This is a genomic window from Nostoc paludosum FACHB-159 (assembly GCF_014698835.1).
Taxonomy (GTDB): Bacteria; Cyanobacteriota; Cyanobacteriia; order Cyanobacteriales; family Nostocaceae; genus Nostoc; species Nostoc paludosum.
Genome location: NZ_JACJTU010000014.1, coordinates 19372 through 36517, shown reverse-complemented (window position 1 = coordinate 36517; position 17146 = coordinate 19372). Strand labels below are relative to the sequence as shown.

General features: G+C 36.7%; 12 protein-coding genes. 7 read left to right on the top strand and 5 right to left on the bottom strand.

The annotated features are described in order from the left end of the window. The first annotated feature begins 36 nt into the window (after positions 1-36). From H6H03_RS16060 to cofG, 5 genes are all read left to right on the top strand, one after another. Positions 37-225: a CPXCG motif-containing cysteine-rich protein gene (locus tag H6H03_RS16060; RefSeq protein WP_096535781.1), complete on the top strand. Its 189-nt coding sequence runs from the start codon at positions 37-39 to the stop codon at positions 223-225. A gap of 19 nt (positions 226-244) precedes the next feature. Next, positions 245-697 (top strand): SRPBCC family protein, encoded by a 453-nt coding sequence (locus H6H03_RS16055; protein ID WP_190956083.1) that lies wholly within the window; start codon positions 245-247, stop codon positions 695-697. Positions 698-1310: 613 nt separating this feature from the next. After that, the gene (locus H6H03_RS16050; protein ID WP_190956082.1) at positions 1311-1511 is read left to right on the top strand and encodes a high light inducible protein; all 201 of its coding nucleotides are present in this window, start codon (positions 1311-1313) and stop codon (positions 1509-1511) included. Positions 1512-1803: 292 nt separating this feature from the next. Next, on the top strand, positions 1804-2565 hold the full coding sequence (gene crtW, locus H6H03_RS16045) for a beta-carotene ketolase CrtW (RefSeq protein ID WP_190956081.1): 762 nt from the start codon (positions 1804-1806) through the stop codon (positions 2563-2565). 252 nt (positions 2566-2817) lie between these two features. Continuing rightward, the gene (gene cofG, locus H6H03_RS16040; RefSeq protein ID WP_190956080.1) at positions 2818-3798 is read left to right on the top strand and encodes a 7,8-didemethyl-8-hydroxy-5-deazariboflavin synthase subunit CofG; all 981 of its coding nucleotides are present in this window, start codon (positions 2818-2820) and stop codon (positions 3796-3798) included. 10 nt (positions 3799-3808) lie between these two features. On the opposite strand, the gene H6H03_RS16035 is transcribed toward cofG, so the two are convergent. From H6H03_RS16035 to H6H03_RS16025, 3 genes are all read right to left on the bottom strand, one after another. Next, complete coding sequence (locus tag H6H03_RS16035) at positions 3809-4105, bottom strand: DUF2288 domain-containing protein (RefSeq protein ID WP_190956079.1); 297 nt, start codon at positions 4103-4105, stop codon at positions 3809-3811. A 114-nt stretch (positions 4106-4219) separates the two neighbouring features. Beyond that, on the bottom strand, positions 4220-5257 hold the full coding sequence (locus H6H03_RS16030) for an AI-2E family transporter (protein ID WP_190956078.1): 1038 nt from the start codon (positions 5255-5257) through the stop codon (positions 4220-4222). A 176-nt stretch (positions 5258-5433) separates the two neighbouring features. Continuing rightward, entirely contained in the window at positions 5434-6072 is a 639-nt protein-coding gene (locus H6H03_RS16025) for a lysophospholipid acyltransferase family protein (protein ID WP_190956193.1), read from the bottom strand. A gap of 661 nt (positions 6073-6733) precedes the next feature. On the opposite strand from H6H03_RS16025, the gene H6H03_RS16020 reads away from it, so the two are divergent. Both H6H03_RS16020 and H6H03_RS16015 read left to right on the top strand, forming a co-directional pair. Continuing rightward, positions 6734-8806, top strand: a complete 2073-nt coding sequence (locus tag H6H03_RS16020; RefSeq protein WP_190956077.1) for a calcium-binding protein — start codon at positions 6734-6736, stop codon at positions 8804-8806. A 313-nt stretch (positions 8807-9119) separates the two neighbouring features. Beyond that, positions 9120-14762 (top strand): AAA family ATPase, encoded by a 5643-nt coding sequence (locus H6H03_RS16015; RefSeq protein WP_190956076.1) that lies wholly within the window; start codon positions 9120-9122, stop codon positions 14760-14762. 19 nt (positions 14763-14781) lie between these two features. Here the strand turns inward: H6H03_RS16015 and H6H03_RS16010 are convergent, their stop codons facing one another. Both H6H03_RS16010 and H6H03_RS16005 read right to left on the bottom strand, forming a co-directional pair. Next, positions 14782-16239, bottom strand: coding sequence for an AAA-like domain-containing protein (locus H6H03_RS16010; protein WP_190956075.1), 1458 nt, complete (start codon positions 16237-16239; stop codon positions 14782-14784). 345 nt (positions 16240-16584) lie between these two features. Beyond that, positions 16585-17127, bottom strand: coding sequence for a peroxiredoxin family protein (locus tag H6H03_RS16005; RefSeq protein ID WP_190956074.1), 543 nt, complete (start codon positions 17125-17127; stop codon positions 16585-16587). Positions 17128-17146 lie beyond the last annotated feature (19 nt).

The window sequence follows — 17146 nt, the reverse complement described above, 5'->3', positions numbered from 1 at the left end:
AATGCCCAATGCCCAAAAATTACACCTTAAAACTTGATGCAAACCACAGCTGAGTATTACTGCGCTTATTGCGGCGAACCAAACTTAACTTTTATTGATTTGAGTGCCGGGGGACAACAATCCTATGTAGAAGATTGTCAAGTTTGCTGTAACCCAAATATTTTGTATGTCCGAGTTGATGAAGACACCCTAGATATCGAGATTGATACCGAATCTGAAAGTTGAATTTTAGGTTTTTCTTTCCATGCTGCACTTTAAACATTCCTCAGTCATCAATGCGCCACCAGAAGTAGTTTGGAAATTTCACGAAAGGCCAGACATTTTAAAACTGCTAACTCCACCTTGGCAGCCAGTCCAAATAGTCCGCCGTGATGGAGGCCTTGATGTGGGTGCTATCACAGAATTTCGCTTGTTTCTCGGCCCGGTATCTTTAACTTGGCTAGCCCGTCATACTGAACACGAAAAATATCGCTTGTTCACTGACGAACAGATATCTGGCCCTTTTGAATCTTGGGTACATCGACATGAATTTGAACCAGAAGATGCTGGTAAAACTAGGCTGACTGATGCTATTTCCTTTTCCATGCCTGGTAGAGAAACAGTTGAATTTATCAGCGGTTGGTTAGTGCAAGCACAACTAGAAGCAATGTTTCGCTATCGCCACTACATAACCAAAAGAGAATGTGAATCACAATAGCACAATGTTTGGAAAAATTAGCCGTTGCTGAACTTGGGGATGAAAATCGCCTTTAACTATTCCCACTTTCTTAGGTGTAAAGACGCTTACAGCGTTTTTCAGGTAAATGAAGTACACAAGTACGGGTACACAGCTGTGCGCCCGTACTATGATCTGTACCTCAGCAACTTGCAATCTGCTGTAAGTTTGAAAACTTACTCACTCTTTATCAGTCTGGGTAATTAAGACTTACAAAACCTTCTAACTTTTGTTAGATATTTTCTTATATCTGGAATATTATTTTGCTACTGTTAGCAAGTTTTATTGATTAATTATTTGTTAGCTATAAGAATCTGATTTGATTACTGAAATTACTTGCGTAGGTAGGCAAGAGGCAATAAGATTTTCGGAAATTTAAGGTGTACCGAGTTTTTTCACCAAATCAAATATGAGTCCTATATATCTAATAGATTAATCAAAACTATTATTAAACTTTTGTTAGATAAATACTTCCTGAATTTGCTTATATCTCATTCTTAGGGCTTGCTTGTACTTTGAAACTAAAGACAGATAGCGCTAAATAGATGGGTAAGTACCATGAAGAATGTAATTAGTTTTTTAAGAAAATTTAAGAATGACACTTTATCCTAGTGATAAAACTGAAACTGCATACAATGGCAAAGACCGCAATGTAGGGGATCTTGGGATAACTCCTCAGTCTGAACTTTGGAATGGTCGCTTGGCTACGATCGGTTTTCTAGCTTATCTACTTTGGGATCTTAATCGCTACAGCCTAGTCAGAGATGTACTACATCTAATTTCTTATACTCCTTAGTAACTGTTGACTGTTGGTAAAGTACAAAAGAGAGGACGCTGGTGATTAAAAATACTAACTTTACCAGTGCCCTTGCTCTTTTTACCTAGCTTTCTAAGCAAAAACAGTTTTTGGTATGGGTCATTTATGTAATAATATGTAATGTATATTAATATTTCTGAATAATTCTAGATTGTTAGCACTGTCGAGTCCAATACACTGACCACTAATAGAATTTTCTGCCTGGTGGTTAGTGATTTTGTCACGACTATATTTGAGGAATTTTTACCTAAATGCTAGGCGGAGAAAAAGCGTGATCCAGTTAGAACAATCACTTAATCATCAAACAAAACTAACCCCATTACTAAAAAATGAATCTACTTTTAGGGGACTTTTCATTGCTATTTTAATTATTAGCCTATGGGCTATAAGCTTAGTTTTCTTACTTTTAGTTAATATCTCGCAATTAAAATTTTGGATGCTATGTGCTTTAATACCTTGGCAAACATTTTTATATACTGGGCTATTTATTACGTCTCATGATGCCATGCATGGCGTAGTGTTTCCTCAAAACCCTAAGATTAATCATTTAATTGGGAGATTAAGCTTAGCTTTTTATGGCCTTTTACCATACGACAAACTATTGGCAAAACATTGGTCGCATCACCGTAATCCAGCGAGTAAACTAGATCCTGATTTCCATGATGGAAAACACATAACCTTCTTTGCTTGGTATTTTCACTTTATGATAAATTACTGGAGTTGGGGACAGATAATTGCCATAACTTTCAGCTATCAATTTGCCAATCTTATACTCCACATACCCCATGAAAATTTGATTTTATTTTGGGTAGTTCCCTCGCTTTTAAGCTCATTGCAATTATTTTATTTTGGTACTTTCATACCCCATAGCGAACCAATCACGGGTTATGTTCAACCGCATTGCGCCCAAACTATTGACTGTCCAGTTTGGTTATCATTTCTTACCTGTTATCATTTCGGCTACCACAAAGAACATCACGAAAATCCCCATCTTCCTTGGTGGCGATTACCAGAAATGTATAAAAAGGTGTAAGACATTAACTATTGACGCTTAACAGTCATCAGTGAACAATCAACATTAAATCTCATCACCTTTGAGACTGAGATGAGCTTATAGCATTCCCCGTTCTAGTAAGATACAAGCTAGGGGCGAAAAGCTTTACGTCCTTACAAATTTCTGTACCTAATTTGATTGGGAATCGCTATATTGTTATCTAGTGGTAAGTTAAGCTAAAACTAAATACACATTATAATAATTGAATTTCCAGTTGTTAAATTAGTTTTGATGACAATTAATAATTCTCGTGTCGTTACCTATAGTCCTGCTTATACAATTGTTCCTACTTATGAGTGCTTTAATCGCTGTAGCTACTGTAACTTTCGCACTGAACCAGGTGAAAGTCCTTGGATAAATATTTCAGATGCAGCAAGTATTTTAAAATCACTTCAAAATCAAAAAGTTTGTGAAATTCTCATCCTTAGTGGTGAAGTGCATCCCCGTTCGCCAAAGCGTGAGGCGTGGTTTCAAAGGATTTATGATTTGTGTGAATTAGCGCTTTCAAGGGGATTTTTACCACATACCAATGCAGGGCCATTGACTTTTGCAGAGATGGAAATGCTCAAGCGTGTAAATGTTTCAATGGGGCTGATGTTGGAACAATTAACCCCGACACTATTAAATGGCGTACATCGACACGCACCGAGTAAATTACCAGCAGTGAGGCTGCAACAATTAGAATGGGCTGGAGAGTTGCAGATTCCTTTTACAACAGGATTACTTTTAGGAATTGGGGAAACTGCTGATGATTGGTGGGAAACATTAGCAGCAATATCTCAATTTCATCAGCGTTATCATCACATCCAAGAAGTAATTTTACAACCTCATAGTCCAGGAGTTCAGCAGAGTTTTAATGCGCCCCCTTTCAACCCCCATGAATTACCAGAAATAATTGCTAAAGCACGTGAAATTTTACCAGCCGATATTACAATCCAAATTCCGCCAAATTTAGTTAACGATGAACGATGGTTGCTTGCTTGTGTCGAAGCAGGTGCGCGAGACTTAGGCGGAATTAGCCCAAAAGATGAAGTTAATCCTGATTATCCTCATCTTCAAGACCAGGTATTGAGAAAAATTTTACAACCTGCGCGGTGGGAACTGATTGAGCGTTTACCAGTTTATCCGCAATTTGATGGATGGTTATCCCAGGAGTTGCAAACCTCAGTAAGACGGTGGCGAAATACTTTTAAATCTCCTGTTGAGATCTGAAACATATTTATTAGGTTGCAATGATTTCTTGGACTAAAACGTAAGGCTGGATGATGAGAGTATTAAATCGCTTCGTAACATTAGTATTCCATTCTCCTAGCTGTGCTGTGCTAGGTTTGCTAATCAATTTTTCATCAATCCACTGTTCCACTGATGGAGTATTATCATTTGCGATCGCTACTCCAACATCCACTAAGTTTAGCTCATGTGCTACCAAAATTACTGCATCTCGCTGCACATGAGGAATTAACCACTCCCACTCCGCTTCGTCCAAGCTTTCTGTTAATTCTGCTTTCAAATCCGACATAATTCCTCAATTTTTATTCCATAACAAACTATTTTACATTACTTACTACTCCCTCACTCCCAACTCTTGTAAAAACGCGATTCATCTCTTGTACAGAGGCGATTTATCGCGTCTCTAAACTTCAGATTTCATTTCTTCTATCTCAAACAAAGACACAATTACTCCAGCTATGGGAATTGAGATAAAAACACCCAATAATCCTGCTACTCTAGCACCTACTAACAAAGCAAAAAATACTACTACAGGATTAAGATTTAACGCACCTTGCATAATTCGTGGTGCAATTAAGTTGTCTTGTATCTGCTGAAGAACAATACAAGTTATCAATACTTTCAATGCTAGCCAAAAACCTTGAGATAATACAACCACAGTTATGATGCTGATTCCTAATGTTGCACCTATCCCAGGAATGATATCAACAATACCAACAATTACTGATAATAGTAGAGCAAAAGGTACTTGTAATATTAAGAAAACTAAAAAAGTTGAACTTGTGAGAAATAAGCTTAATAAAAACTGACCTCTAAAAAATCCCAGAAAGGCGCGTCTGATGACCTTAGTAAATCTCTCACGCCGTTGTTTTGGTATTATTTTTAATATAAAATTCCATAGCTTGTCCCCATCTAACAACATAAAAAAAGCTACAACTGCAATCAAGACAAAAGTCACAAAATTAGTCAAAAAACCTTGTAATATAGTTAAGCTAGTAACAATACTTGAGACAGCTTGATTACGTAGTTGTTCTTGAACAAAACTTAAATCTATATTCAGATTGCGGCTGCGTAAAAAGTCTTCTAAATTGTCTAATAGGGGTAATAAAGAATTTAGAAATCCAGTTATACTATCAATTAATTGTTGTCCTTGGGATAAAATCGTTAAACCTACGGTAATTATCAGACCACCGATAATTACAATACTGAGCAAAAAAACCACAGCAACCGCTACACCGTGGGGCAAAAAACGCCGCAGCCATTGTACAGGATAGCTGAGCAAGAAAGCCAAAATAGCGGCGAATGTGAAAATAACTATGACTGTTTCAAAGTAAGCTAAAAGCAGTACAATTGCCCATCCAGAAGCAACTAGGAGTAAAAAGCGGACTAACGCCAGATTGTTTAATCGTTGCCAGAAATTTTTGGCTTCAAAGCCGCTCATATTAATTTTGGATTTTGGATTTTGGATTTTGGATTTTGGATTTTGGATTATTGAAGTCTTTAGGAAAAACTGTTACTGGAATTTCAAGGAAGACTACTGATATAATCGGATTTAAGATTAGAGGAATGTAATAGCGATCGCTACCCCCCTAAAGTAGATATTTACACTTCTCTAACTCATCTTCCTAAATCATGCATTTGATTAATTACAGCGCTACACTTTTGTGCCAAAGCCTCCAATTCTTCTTTATTGCTGGAACTGGGAGCATCAATTAAGTTACCAATTCTCACCGTTATAGGAACTGCACGGGGTATTTTCGAGCCTTTTTCTAAAATTGCCTCGGTACCCCAAACACTTACTGGCAATATTGGCGCTTTGGCTTTCGCTGCTAACAGTAGTGCGCCTCTTTTTGGGTCTGTAATTCGACCATCTGGAGTGCGAGTACCTTGCAAGAAAACACCAACAGCCCAACCATTATTCAGATATTCTAAAGCTGCACGGATGGCATTGCGATCGGCACTTCCCCTACTCACTGGGTAAGCACCATACAGTTTAATCGCTTGTGCCAAAACAGGGATATTAAATAATTCTTCCTTTGCCATGTACGCCACTGGACGGCGTACACAATTAGAGACAATTGGCGGGTCAAAGTAACTAGCATGATTACTTACCACCACCAATGACCCCGATCGCGGGACATTTTCCGCACCATAAATCTTACCCCGAAAGTAAGTGTGAAGCATGGGGCTGACGACTGACCATTTAAAGGCGTGGTAAAGTGCCAGACTAATAAACGGTTCGCGGTTTTTGTCCACAGAAGGTAATGCCAATGAAACTGACATTTAGCATAAGCGATCGCAAGACCCAAGGCAAACGAATTAGAGGGAAAGTAGGGAGTAGGTAGAGACAAGGGTTGACCCTTGTTTGCACGGAGTAGTGTAGCTTAGGTAGTGAAAAGTGCTGTATATCGAGTTTGGGTAATGAACAATTACAGTTTTACCTAAATTAGTCGCTTCTGGGAACCTCTGCAAACAAGCGGTTGCAAAATAAGTTCGTCTCCAGTCCAGTTGAAAGACGAGCATACAGAATCCTACTTAATCATACTTGCCAGAACTGAGAGTCTTGTCACTCGTCCCAAAGGTTTTAGTAAACTCTGTACTTTCTCCCACTTTTTTTGACTGACAAGCTCAATAATTAAATTTATTGTTATGAGTAATGAAGTTGATTCCACCCAAACCAATCAATTTCAAAACTGCATGGAGTTAATAAAAAATTAAGGTCAACGCCTAATTATTTATTTTAACTCCATACACAAAAATCTAGAACATTAGAGTTAAGTGAAAAAATCAAAACTTTATTCTCGATGTATCTGGAACTTTTTAATGCTGATTTGTTAGTTTTGCAAACTGCTAAAAACTAACGAAAATATCGAACTAAACTTACTCAAACTAAAATCTATTGGGAGAAATAAATCAAATGGCTAATATTTACGATCAACCCGGCGTTTCTAATCCTAACCTTGTTGGAACTAATATCAGTGACTATATTTATGGTTGGGATTTGAATGACACCCTAACAGGTTTAGATGGTAACGATATTCTAGATGGTGGTGCAGATGTTGACAAAATGATTGGAGGCAAAGGTGATGACATTTATTTTGTAGACAACAATGCAGACCAAGCGATGGAAACCACCAATGAAGGCATCGATAAAGTTTTTGCCTCAACCAGTTATACACTCAGCGCTAACATCGAAAACTTACAATTAAATGGCTCTGCCTACTTCGGCAAAGGCAACAACCAAAACAACAATATCTTAGGAAATGTCATCAGTAACTTGTTGGAAGGTTTCGATGGCAACGATACCATCAATGGTGGTGATGGCTATGACACAATCAATGGTGGTATTGGCAACGACTACCTCGATGGCGATGCTGGCAACGATACCATCTCTGGTGGTGCTGGCAACGACTTCCTAGATGGAGACATTGGTAGCGACAGCCTACATGGTGGCGATGGCAATGATTCTCTGTATGGTTGGACAGGAAAAGATACCTTATCTGGCGGCGCCGGAAACGATCTTTTAGATGGTCAAAGCGAATCAGACACTCTTTATGGTGGTGAAGGAGACGATACCCTCAATGCTGGCGGCGACGATGTGAGTGACTGGTTAAGCGGAGATGGAGGTAATGACAAGCTACTTGCCGGTGCTGGTAACGATATCCTGTTTGGCGGAGCAGGTAACGATATTCTCGATGGTGGTACGGGTGCTGACCAAATGGCTGGCGGTTCTGGTGATGATTATTATTATGTCGATCGCGCTCCTGACAGAATTGGAACTATCATCATCCCTGGAGACACCGTAAGCGAGAATGCCAACGAAGGAACAGATTGGGTTTATTCCTCTGCTTATAGTTACTCCCTAACTTCCAATGTTGAAAACTTAGTACTAATCGACAATGCTACTAATGGTTATGGCAATAATCTCAACAACAGCATTTTCGGTAATAGTGGCAATAACGAAATCAATGGATGGGAGGGTAATGACGAACTTTTTGGCGGAGCAGGTAACGACACCATGTATGGTGGGATTGGCAACGACAAACTATACAGTAGTAGTGGCACTGATAGCCTCTTAGGTGGAGCTAACGATGATGCCTACTATCTCAATCAAAATAATTACAATATCGTTGTCGAAAAAGTAGGTGAAGGAGTTGATACCGTTTACTCTTGGAATAGCTACTCACTAACTGATAATGTAGAGAATCTCGAATTAATGGGTAATGCTATTTTCGCCAATGGTAACAATCTCAACAATATTATCAAAGGCAATGCTATTAATAACTTGCTTGATGGATGGGAAGGTAATGATAAACTCTATGGCTTCGATGGAAATGACTGGCTAAATGGTGGTGTTGGCATCGATACTTTGTATGGAGGTAAGGGAAATGATACCTATGTCATAGACAATATCTCCGACCAAGTTATTGAATTAGCTAACGAGGGTGTAGATACCGTTATCAGTGGTTTTTCTACTTACTTATTGAAAGATAACTTCGAGAACTTATCTCTAGCTAATAATTCCTCCGTCTACTCCGGTTTTGGCAATAACCTGAACAATAAAATTCTAGGGAATACCTACAACAACTCCCTATCTGGTGGAGGTGGTAACGATACCCTCTCTGGATATGGTGGGAACGATACCTTGTTTGGTGATGCCGGAAAAGATACTCTAATTGGTGATTATGGCTTTGATATTTTCTACGGTGGAACCGATGCTGATACTTTTGTTCTAGGTATTGATGAAGGAGGTTACAACAACGTTTTCTATCGCAGTTTTGATTATGCTCGGATTGGTGACTTTAAAGCAAGTGAAGGCGATAAAGTTCAACTAGCTGGTAGCATCAGTGAATATACACTAGGAATTGGTAACTTTGATTATGGTGAAGGAACGCTGGATACAGCCATCTATTATAAAGGAACAGACATAATCGGGGTGATTGAAGATAATACTAATATCTCTCTAGCTAATAACTTTATCTTTGTCTGAGCCAATAGTCTGAACCAAATTCTCTAAATTCATGGGGTAAGCAATGCTTACCCCATTAGGCTAAGTTCATTCAAAATCGAGAGGCTAAAGTAATACCAATTTGAAAAAAGAATGCGACACATAAACAAAACCCCTCCCCAACCCTACCCTTGGCAAGGGGAGGGTGCCGTCAGGCGGGTGGGGTATCTGTCGCAAACATTTTTTGAATCAGTATAAGAAAAAATCGAACCTCAGAGGATGCAGAGTAATAATAGTTTTGGATATTTTTTTGCATAATTATTAAAACACTTAAATTATTGGAGTTTAAATATAAATGGTGGCAATTGCTGGTTATCAAATTACCGATCAAATTTATCAAAGTAGTAACTCTCTAGTTTATCGTGGCTATCGAGAACAAGATAACAAAAGAGTGATTCTCAAAATTCTCAGAGAAGAATATCCTACTCTTGCTCAACTGACTCGCTATAAACAGGAATATGAGATTACTCATAATTTTAATCTTGAAAGAATTGTGAAAGCTTATACGTTAGAACATTACCATAATACTTTAGTTATTATCTTCGAGGATTTTGGTGGACAATCATTGAGAATGTTGCTAGAGCAACAACAATTTACTTTGCCAGAAGTTCTAAAAATTGCTCTGAAAATTACTGAAAGTTTAAGAGATATTCACAAATATAATATTATTCACAAAGATATTAATCCTTCCAATATTGTTTTTAATCCCGATACCCAAGAACTCAAACTAATTGATTTTGGTATTTCTAGTGTCTTAAACCAAGAAAATCCCACCCTTAACCATCCTAGTGTTTTGGAAGGAACGCTTGCGTATATGTCACCAGAACAAACTGGTAGAATGAATCGTTCTTTAGATTACCGCAGTGATTTTTACTCTCTTGGTGTGACTATTTATGAATTATTAACTTGTCACCTTCCTTTTAATACTAACGATCCATTAGAGCTAATTCATTGCCATTTGGCTAAGCAGCCTATTGCTCCTCATTTAATGATTGGAGAAGAAAATTGCCCAAAAATAATTTCCAATATAGTCATGAAATTGATGTCCAAGACTGCCGAAGAACGTTATCAAAGTGCCTGGGGTATCATTACAGATTTATCTCAATGTCTGAATCAGTTGGAATCCCAAGGTGAAATTTCGGCATTTTCTCTTGGTTCTCAAGATATCATTGATAAGTTTCAAATTTCACAAAAGCTATATGGCAGAGAACAAGAAATTGAAGCTTTAGAAGCAACATTTGAACGAATATTCAAAGTAGATAATAATTCAAACCAAAAAATAAATAATAGTAAGCTCTCAACATCAAAATTTCACTTAGAGATGATGTTGGTATCTGGATATTCAGGCATCGGTAAATCAGCTTTAATTAAGGAAATTTATAAACCCATTACCCAAAGCCGTGGATATTTTATTTATGGCAAATTTGACCAATATCAGCGGAATATACCTTATTTTGCAGTTTTACAAGCTTTTAGTGACTTAGTTAAACAGCTGTTAACGGAAACTGAAACTCAACTGCAAGCTTGGCGAGATAAATTTATTAAGGCTTTGGGAGCAAATGCCCAAATTATTATTGATGTAATTCCAGAAATCGAACTAATTATTGGTCAACAGCCAGCTGTAACAGATTTATCTCCAGTAGAATCCCAAAATCGCTTTAACTTAGTATTGCAAAATTTTATTAGAATTTTTACTCAACCAGAGCATCCTTTGGTAATTTTTTTAGATGATTTGCAATGGGCGGATACAGCAAGTTTAAAATTAATTCAACTGCTGATGAATCCTTCTGAACGTCAATGTTTATTTTTAATTGGAACCTATCGGGATAATGAAGTAAGTGCGGCTCATCCCTTGATGTTAGCAGTCGAGCAAATTAAACAACTAGGAAGTATTATTAATGAAATTTATTTATCTGCTTTAGATTTAGCCAGTGTCAATCAGTTAATTGCTGATACGCTCAAAACTTCTGTGGAATTAACTAAGCCTTTAGCTAAATTAGTCCTAAAGAAAACTGGCGGTAACCCTTTCTTCATTAAGGAGTTTTTGAAGTCGCTTTATGATGATGGATTATTACATTTTCATCCTCAAACTTTGAGTTGGCAATGGAATATTAAACAAATTGAGGCTCAAGAAATAACTGATAATGTTGTGGATTTAATGAGCCAAAAAATTAAAAAACTACCTAGAGCTAGTCAAAAAATATTAAAACTAGCAGCAGTGATAGGTAATCAATTTTCGATTTATACGCTGGCGATCGCTTCAGCAAAATCTCCCCGTGAAATAGCTTTGTCTTTACACCAAGCGATATCAGAAGAACTAATTTTACCTAAAGGTAATATATATAAATCTCTAGAATTAGATGTTCTAAGTACTGAATATAAAATAATCGTCGAATATCAGTTTGCCCACGATAGAATCCAGCAAGCTGCTTATTCGTTGATGACTGAACAAGAAAAACTGAAACTTCCCCAACAAGTGGGACAACTACTGCTGACAAATACGCCTACTGAGCAAATTGAAGAAAAAATTTTTGATATTGTTAATCAATTAAACTTTGGCATTCCGCTCAGAAAATCTCAAGCTAAAAAGAATGAACTTGCTCAATTAAATTTAATTGCCGGCAGAAAAGCAAAGGCAGCAGCAGCTTATACATCAGCATTAAATTATTTAAAAATTGGCATAGAACTACTGCCAAAAAGTTGCTGGCAGACTCAATATAACCTTTCTCTAGACCTCCACGAAACAGCAGCAGAAGTGGCTTATCTCAGTGGAGATTTCCAACAAGCAGAGCAAATTATTCAACTAGTTTTGACTCATGCACAGACCTTGCTAGACAAAATAAAAGTCTATCAAGTCAGCCTAGAGATGTATAAAGCCCAGAATCGCAGTTTAGATGCGATCGCCAAAGGTCGTCAAGCCCTAAGCCTTTTGGGTATAGAATTGCCCGAACAACCTAATTTAGAAGAGGTTGGCATAGCTTTACAGGAAGTTCAATCATCTTTGGTTGGTAGAGAAATCGAAGAGTTGATTGATTTACCAGACATGAACGATGCTGTTTACTTGACAGCGATGAATATCTTGGGACGGCTGCAACCCATTACCTATGTTACAAATCCCTTGTTATTTGCGATCGTTGTTTTGAAACAAGTTCGGCTATCTCTCACCTTTGGTAATTGTGCCATGTCTGCATTAGGTTATGGAACTTACGCAATTATTTTGTGGAGTTTTTCTCAAGATATCAAATCTACCTATGGTTTTGGTCAGCTAGCTTTAAACGTATTGGCAAAATATCAAAGTAAAACATTAGCACCGATAGTTATTTATGCAGTAAATAATTTTACTCGACACTGGCAAGAACATCTTAAAGCAACACTTAGATCTTTACAAGAAACTTATTCACTTGGTTTAGAAACCGGAGATCTAGAACAAGCCGCTTATTCTTTATGGATGTATTCTGAACATGCTTTCTGGCTAGGTACACCTTTACTGGAATTAGAACAAACTATCAGCAATTATTATCTGGAAGCAGTTAAATTAAAGCAAGAAATTCCTTTACAACTGCTAACGATGCTTGGGCAACTTGTAAGTAATTTACTAGGATATTCAGAAAATCCATTATCTTTAAAAGGAGACTTATATAATGAACAAATAATGCTTCCTATTCATCAGCAAGGAAGTAATACACAAGCAATATTTAATTTAAAATTACAAAAATTATTTCTTGATTATTTATTTGAAGATTATAACCAAGCTTGGCAATATTCCGAAGAAATTAAACAATATATTGATGCAGTACCAGCCAAGTTTGTTGTTGCTGTTTTTTATTTTTATGATTCTTTGGCGCGTTTAGCTGTTTATACTCAAGTTGATACCAGCGAACAAGAAAAAATTCTCTATCAAGTGGCAGAAAACCAACAAATTATGCAACAATGGGCAAACTACGCGCCGATGAATTTTCTGCATAAATTTTATCTTGTAGAGGCTGAACGCCACAGAGTTTTAAATCAATTTGCAGAAGCAATGGATGATTACGATCGCGCCATTGAACTTGCCCATGAACAGGAATATATTCATGAAGAAGCCTTAGCCTATGAACTCGCTGCTAAATTTTATCTGGCGAAGGGTAATAATAAAGTTGCTGAAACTTATATGAAAGAAGCAAGATATTGTTATGTCAAATGGGGAGCGATCGCGAAAGTTAAAGTTATTGAACAGCAATATCCACAAATTATAATTACAATTCCCAAACAGTTAACTAGTAGTCCTTTGGAAACTAATCCAAAGAGAACTATAACTAACACCACTGAAACTTCTCAAGAAAATTTAGATTTACATACTTTAATTAAAACTTCTAAAGCTTTATCGCAAGAAAAAGATTTACAAAGCTTGTTAAAAATTTTAATGCAGTTTGTTCTCGAAAATGCCGGAGCGGAGAAAGGTTTCTTACTTTGGCTGACATCAGAAAAGCTGACCATTGAGGCAGAAGCTAGTTTAGATAGTGAAATTCAAACAATGCGATCGCTAACTCTACAAGAAAGCGATCGGCTATCTAAAACAATCATCAATTACGTTTATCGAACCCAAGAAACTATTGTTTTGAAAGATGCTGGAAATGAAGAACTATTCGCTACAGATAATTATATTGTTAACAATCGAATAAAATCTGTTTTATGCTTGCCTATCCTCAGCCAAAGTAAGCTAATTGGTATACTTTATTTAGAAAACAATTTAATTATCAACGCCTTTAATGAAGAACGGCTAGAAGTTTTAAAGCTCATTTGTTCTCAAGCAGCTATTTCTATTGAAAATGCTCTCCTACGTAAAATTGAACAAGAACAAGTCTTTGAATATCAAGTGGGAGGATGTTTAACTACAGATTCCCTTTCTTATATTGTTCGTCAAGCCGACCAAGATATCTACAAAGGCTTAAAATTAGGAGAATTTTGCTATGTTCTAAATTCAAGACACATGGGTAAATCTAGCTTGCGGGTGAAAATCATGCAGCAGCTACAAAAAGAACAATTTGCCTGTGCAGCCATAGATTTAACTTCTATCGGTAGTCAAAATATTACTATAGAACAATGGTACGCTGGTCTAATTTATACACTAGTAAATACTTTTAAATTAACTGAATTTAACTTCCGCAACTGGTGGCGCACTTTTGATTTTCTATCTCCAGTCCAAAGATTTAGTGAGTTTATTAAAGAAGTACTCCTCAAAGAAATTAAATCAAAAATTGTCATTTTCATTGATGAAATTGATAGTGTTATTAGCTTAAATTTTCCAATGGATGACTTTTTTGCTATGATTCGTTCTTGCTACAATAATCGTGCTGATTATCCCGAATATAAACGCTTGAGTTTTGTGTTATTGGGAGTTGCAAGCCCATCTAGTTTAATTCAAGATAAAAACCGTACCCCATTTAATATTGGTAGAGCAATTACATTAAAGGGTTTTCAACTTCATGAAATTCAACCTTTAGTTAAAGGATTAACCTCTCTGCACAGTAACCCCCAAATTTTACTAGCAGAAGTCTTAGCTTGGACAGGAGGACAGCCTTTTTTGACTCAAAAAATTTGTAGCCTCGTTTTTCATTCCCAAAAACCTATTACAGAGGGAAAAGAAGCTGAATGGGTTAATGATTTAATTGTCTCTGAAGTAATTGAAAATTGGGAGTCAAAAGACGACCCAGAACACTTAAAAAATATCCGTAATCGCTTACTCAGGAGTGCATCTTCTACAAAGCATTTATTAAAAATATATCGAGAAATTTTGCAGCGAGGTGAAATTGCAGGAGATGATAGCCCAGAACAAACAGAGTTAATCTTGTCTGGGCTAGTAAGTAAAGAAGATGGTAAATTAAAGGTGTATAACCGTATCTATGAAACAGTTTTTGATATTACTTGGGTTGAAAAGCAATTAGCAAATTTTGATTGAAATCATCTAAATTAGAGTTTTAGTTTATTAACCCCAACTTTTCCGAAAAATATTGTCGATATAACTGACAACGTGGAGTTGCTTCATTACCTTTGAGGTAAATTAGCCCCATACTATGTAACTTAAATACATCCAAAGATTCTAATTTAACCGGCGAATTTGTCTCAAGTACTTTTTTTAATGCACTATATAGACTTGGCTGTTGTTGAAGATTCCATAAATGTCGGCGAAGATGGTCATTAAAGGGCCCCGCTTCTGTCGGAGACAACCGTAAAAGCTCTTCAATAGTCATCTTATGCCGAGCAAGATAATACAGTGCCACTCTGACTAAATAAGGATGTCCGCCAACCATACCCATGAGTTGTGCAACTTGTTCAGAAGTCCAATTTAGCCCATGATGACGAGCTAAATTTGTTACTTGTTCAATCGAAAACTCTGGTAATTCAATTGGTAGCCCAACATTGAATGGAGATTGATTAATATTTAAAGGAATATAAACTTCTGTAGAATGTACTAGCACTAACCGCAGTTTTTTCCAAATATCACTGCATTTAGCTTCTTCATGCCAAGAACGCAGCAGGGCAAAAAAATCATCTGCTAATAAAGGATGTTGAAAAATATAATCAACTTCTTCTAAAGCTAATACTAGAGGATGATTGAGTTGTGATAAAAGATAATGCTCAAAATAATCTTTACAGCTTGTTTTTGAGCCAAAAATATCATCCCAATAGTCTGCTATTTTATTTGGTAATTGCAGCCCACGAGTAACTCTGGCGGCAAACCATTTGAGAAATAAATCTAAATCTTCAAAAGTTTTGCCATCAGCCAGCTGACAGTTTAATGTTACCGTGTAATAACTTTGTTGAGCTGCATGATTAAGAATTCTCGCCATTAAAGAAGTTTTACCCATCTGCCGAGGAGCTTTAATGCGAATTAGGGAACCTGGCTTTAAAATGGTTTGGAAGGAACGCATTTCTAAAGGTGGACGTTCAACATAAAACTTAGAGTTAAGTTCAACTTGTCCTTCTGGCCACTCCAGTTCATCAATAACAGATGATTCATCAGAGTTAGTTTCTAGATGGGTTGGGTTGGCTAATACTGGTTCTAACTTCTGTTGGTTAGACGACTCGTTGACTACAGCTAAAGACTCTGATATCTGTTTTGATAGCTGAGGTTGAGGTAGTTGAGTTTGTACTAAAAACTCTGGAGCTATTGTAAAGTTACCTTTTCTCTCTATAGCTGCTCGGAAATTTTTTTTAGTGACTTTTTCTTCCAACCCTTGAGACAGTAATTCCCAAAGTCCCGATCCTACTGTTTTGGCATGGGTTTCTGAACAGTGGGCGCTTTGTGCAATTTCCTCATAGGTTTTTCCTGACCATGCACCTTTAAAAATAGCAGCTTCTAGAGTACTGATATGCTTGCCAGTCTTGGTAAACACTAAAGTATCTGCCAAAGTTAATGCTGCTTCAACGTTCATAGATTTATTAGCTAAACTTTCTTGAACACGTAATTTTAACGAGTTATATTTACTTACAATACCTCGTTTTACGCATTTGTGAAAAGTTAAGATAATTACAATTTTCCAAGATGGTGTAGTCTCAGGAAATCACTTGAGGTTCCAAATTGGATTTAGTTAGAACTTTAATTATTTTTAAAAATTGAGTTTTTGAAAATAATCAGGCTTGGCAAACTCCTCAAATTGCCAAACAAAAATATCGACTAAAATTGATTTTTTACTCAGTTTGTGAGGGATAACTCAATTTATAATTAACCTACCCCTCTTATCTCATTAATTTAAAGGTTTAACCATCAATTTTTGTCCTTATTCATCGACGAATTGTTTTAACAATGTCTGAACGTTAGCATTATGATCCAGGAAGGAAAATAAATGCCAATACCGCAGTTTTCCTTCTTTATCTAATACAAACTGTGCTGGTAAAGGCGCTCCCAGAGCTTGCCCTACATTATAAGTACGAAACACTCGGCAACTAGGGTCACTCAGCAACGGCATTTTTAAGCCCAAATCTCTCACAACTATTTGACTCTGCCGTTCATCAGTACTCGTAATCATCAAAACTTCGATTCCACGATTTTTAAATTGTTCATAATTCTCATTCAAATCTTTGATGTGAGGATAACAAAAAGGACAATATTGTTTTTCAGTAAAAATCCGAGTAAAGGCAAGTAAAACTGGTTGCTTACCTCTGTAATCAGACAATTTTACTACAGTACCATTGGTAATATCTGGTAACTGAAAATCTGGCGTTCCTACTCCTAATCTAAGTTGATTTGTAGCTGGAACTGGTAAAAAGTTGCGAAAGAATCGCTCATTTAATAATCCGCTAAAATCAGTTGAAGTCAGCATATTTATATTTTTAGATTAT

Excerpts from the sequence above, each read along its gene's own strand:
- H6H03_RS16030 (WP_190956078.1), bottom strand. The coding sequence starts at position 5,257 with ATGAGCGGCTTTGAAGCCAAAAATTTCTGGCAACGATTAAACAATCTG.
- H6H03_RS16015 (WP_190956076.1), top strand. The coding sequence starts at position 9,120 with ATGGTGGCAATTGCTGGTTATCAAATTACCGATCAAATTTATCAAAGT.
- H6H03_RS16010 (WP_190956075.1), bottom strand. The coding sequence starts at position 16,239 with ATGAACGTTGAAGCAGCATTAACTTTGGCAGATACTTTAGTGTTTACC.
- H6H03_RS16060 (WP_096535781.1), top strand. The coding sequence starts at position 37 with ATGCAAACCACAGCTGAGTATTACTGCGCTTATTGCGGCGAACCAAAC.
- cofG (WP_190956080.1), top strand. The coding sequence starts at position 2,818 with ATGACAATTAATAATTCTCGTGTCGTTACCTATAGTCCTGCTTATACA.
- H6H03_RS16055 (WP_190956083.1), top strand. The coding sequence starts at position 245 with ATGCTGCACTTTAAACATTCCTCAGTCATCAATGCGCCACCAGAAGTA.
- H6H03_RS16050 (WP_190956082.1), top strand. The coding sequence starts at position 1,311 with ATGACACTTTATCCTAGTGATAAAACTGAAACTGCATACAATGGCAAA.
- H6H03_RS16035 (WP_190956079.1), bottom strand. The coding sequence starts at position 4,105 with ATGTCGGATTTGAAAGCAGAATTAACAGAAAGCTTGGACGAAGCGGAG.
- H6H03_RS16020 (WP_190956077.1), top strand. The coding sequence starts at position 6,734 with ATGGCTAATATTTACGATCAACCCGGCGTTTCTAATCCTAACCTTGTT.
- H6H03_RS16005 (WP_190956074.1), bottom strand. The coding sequence starts at position 17,127 with ATGCTGACTTCAACTGATTTTAGCGGATTATTAAATGAGCGATTCTTT.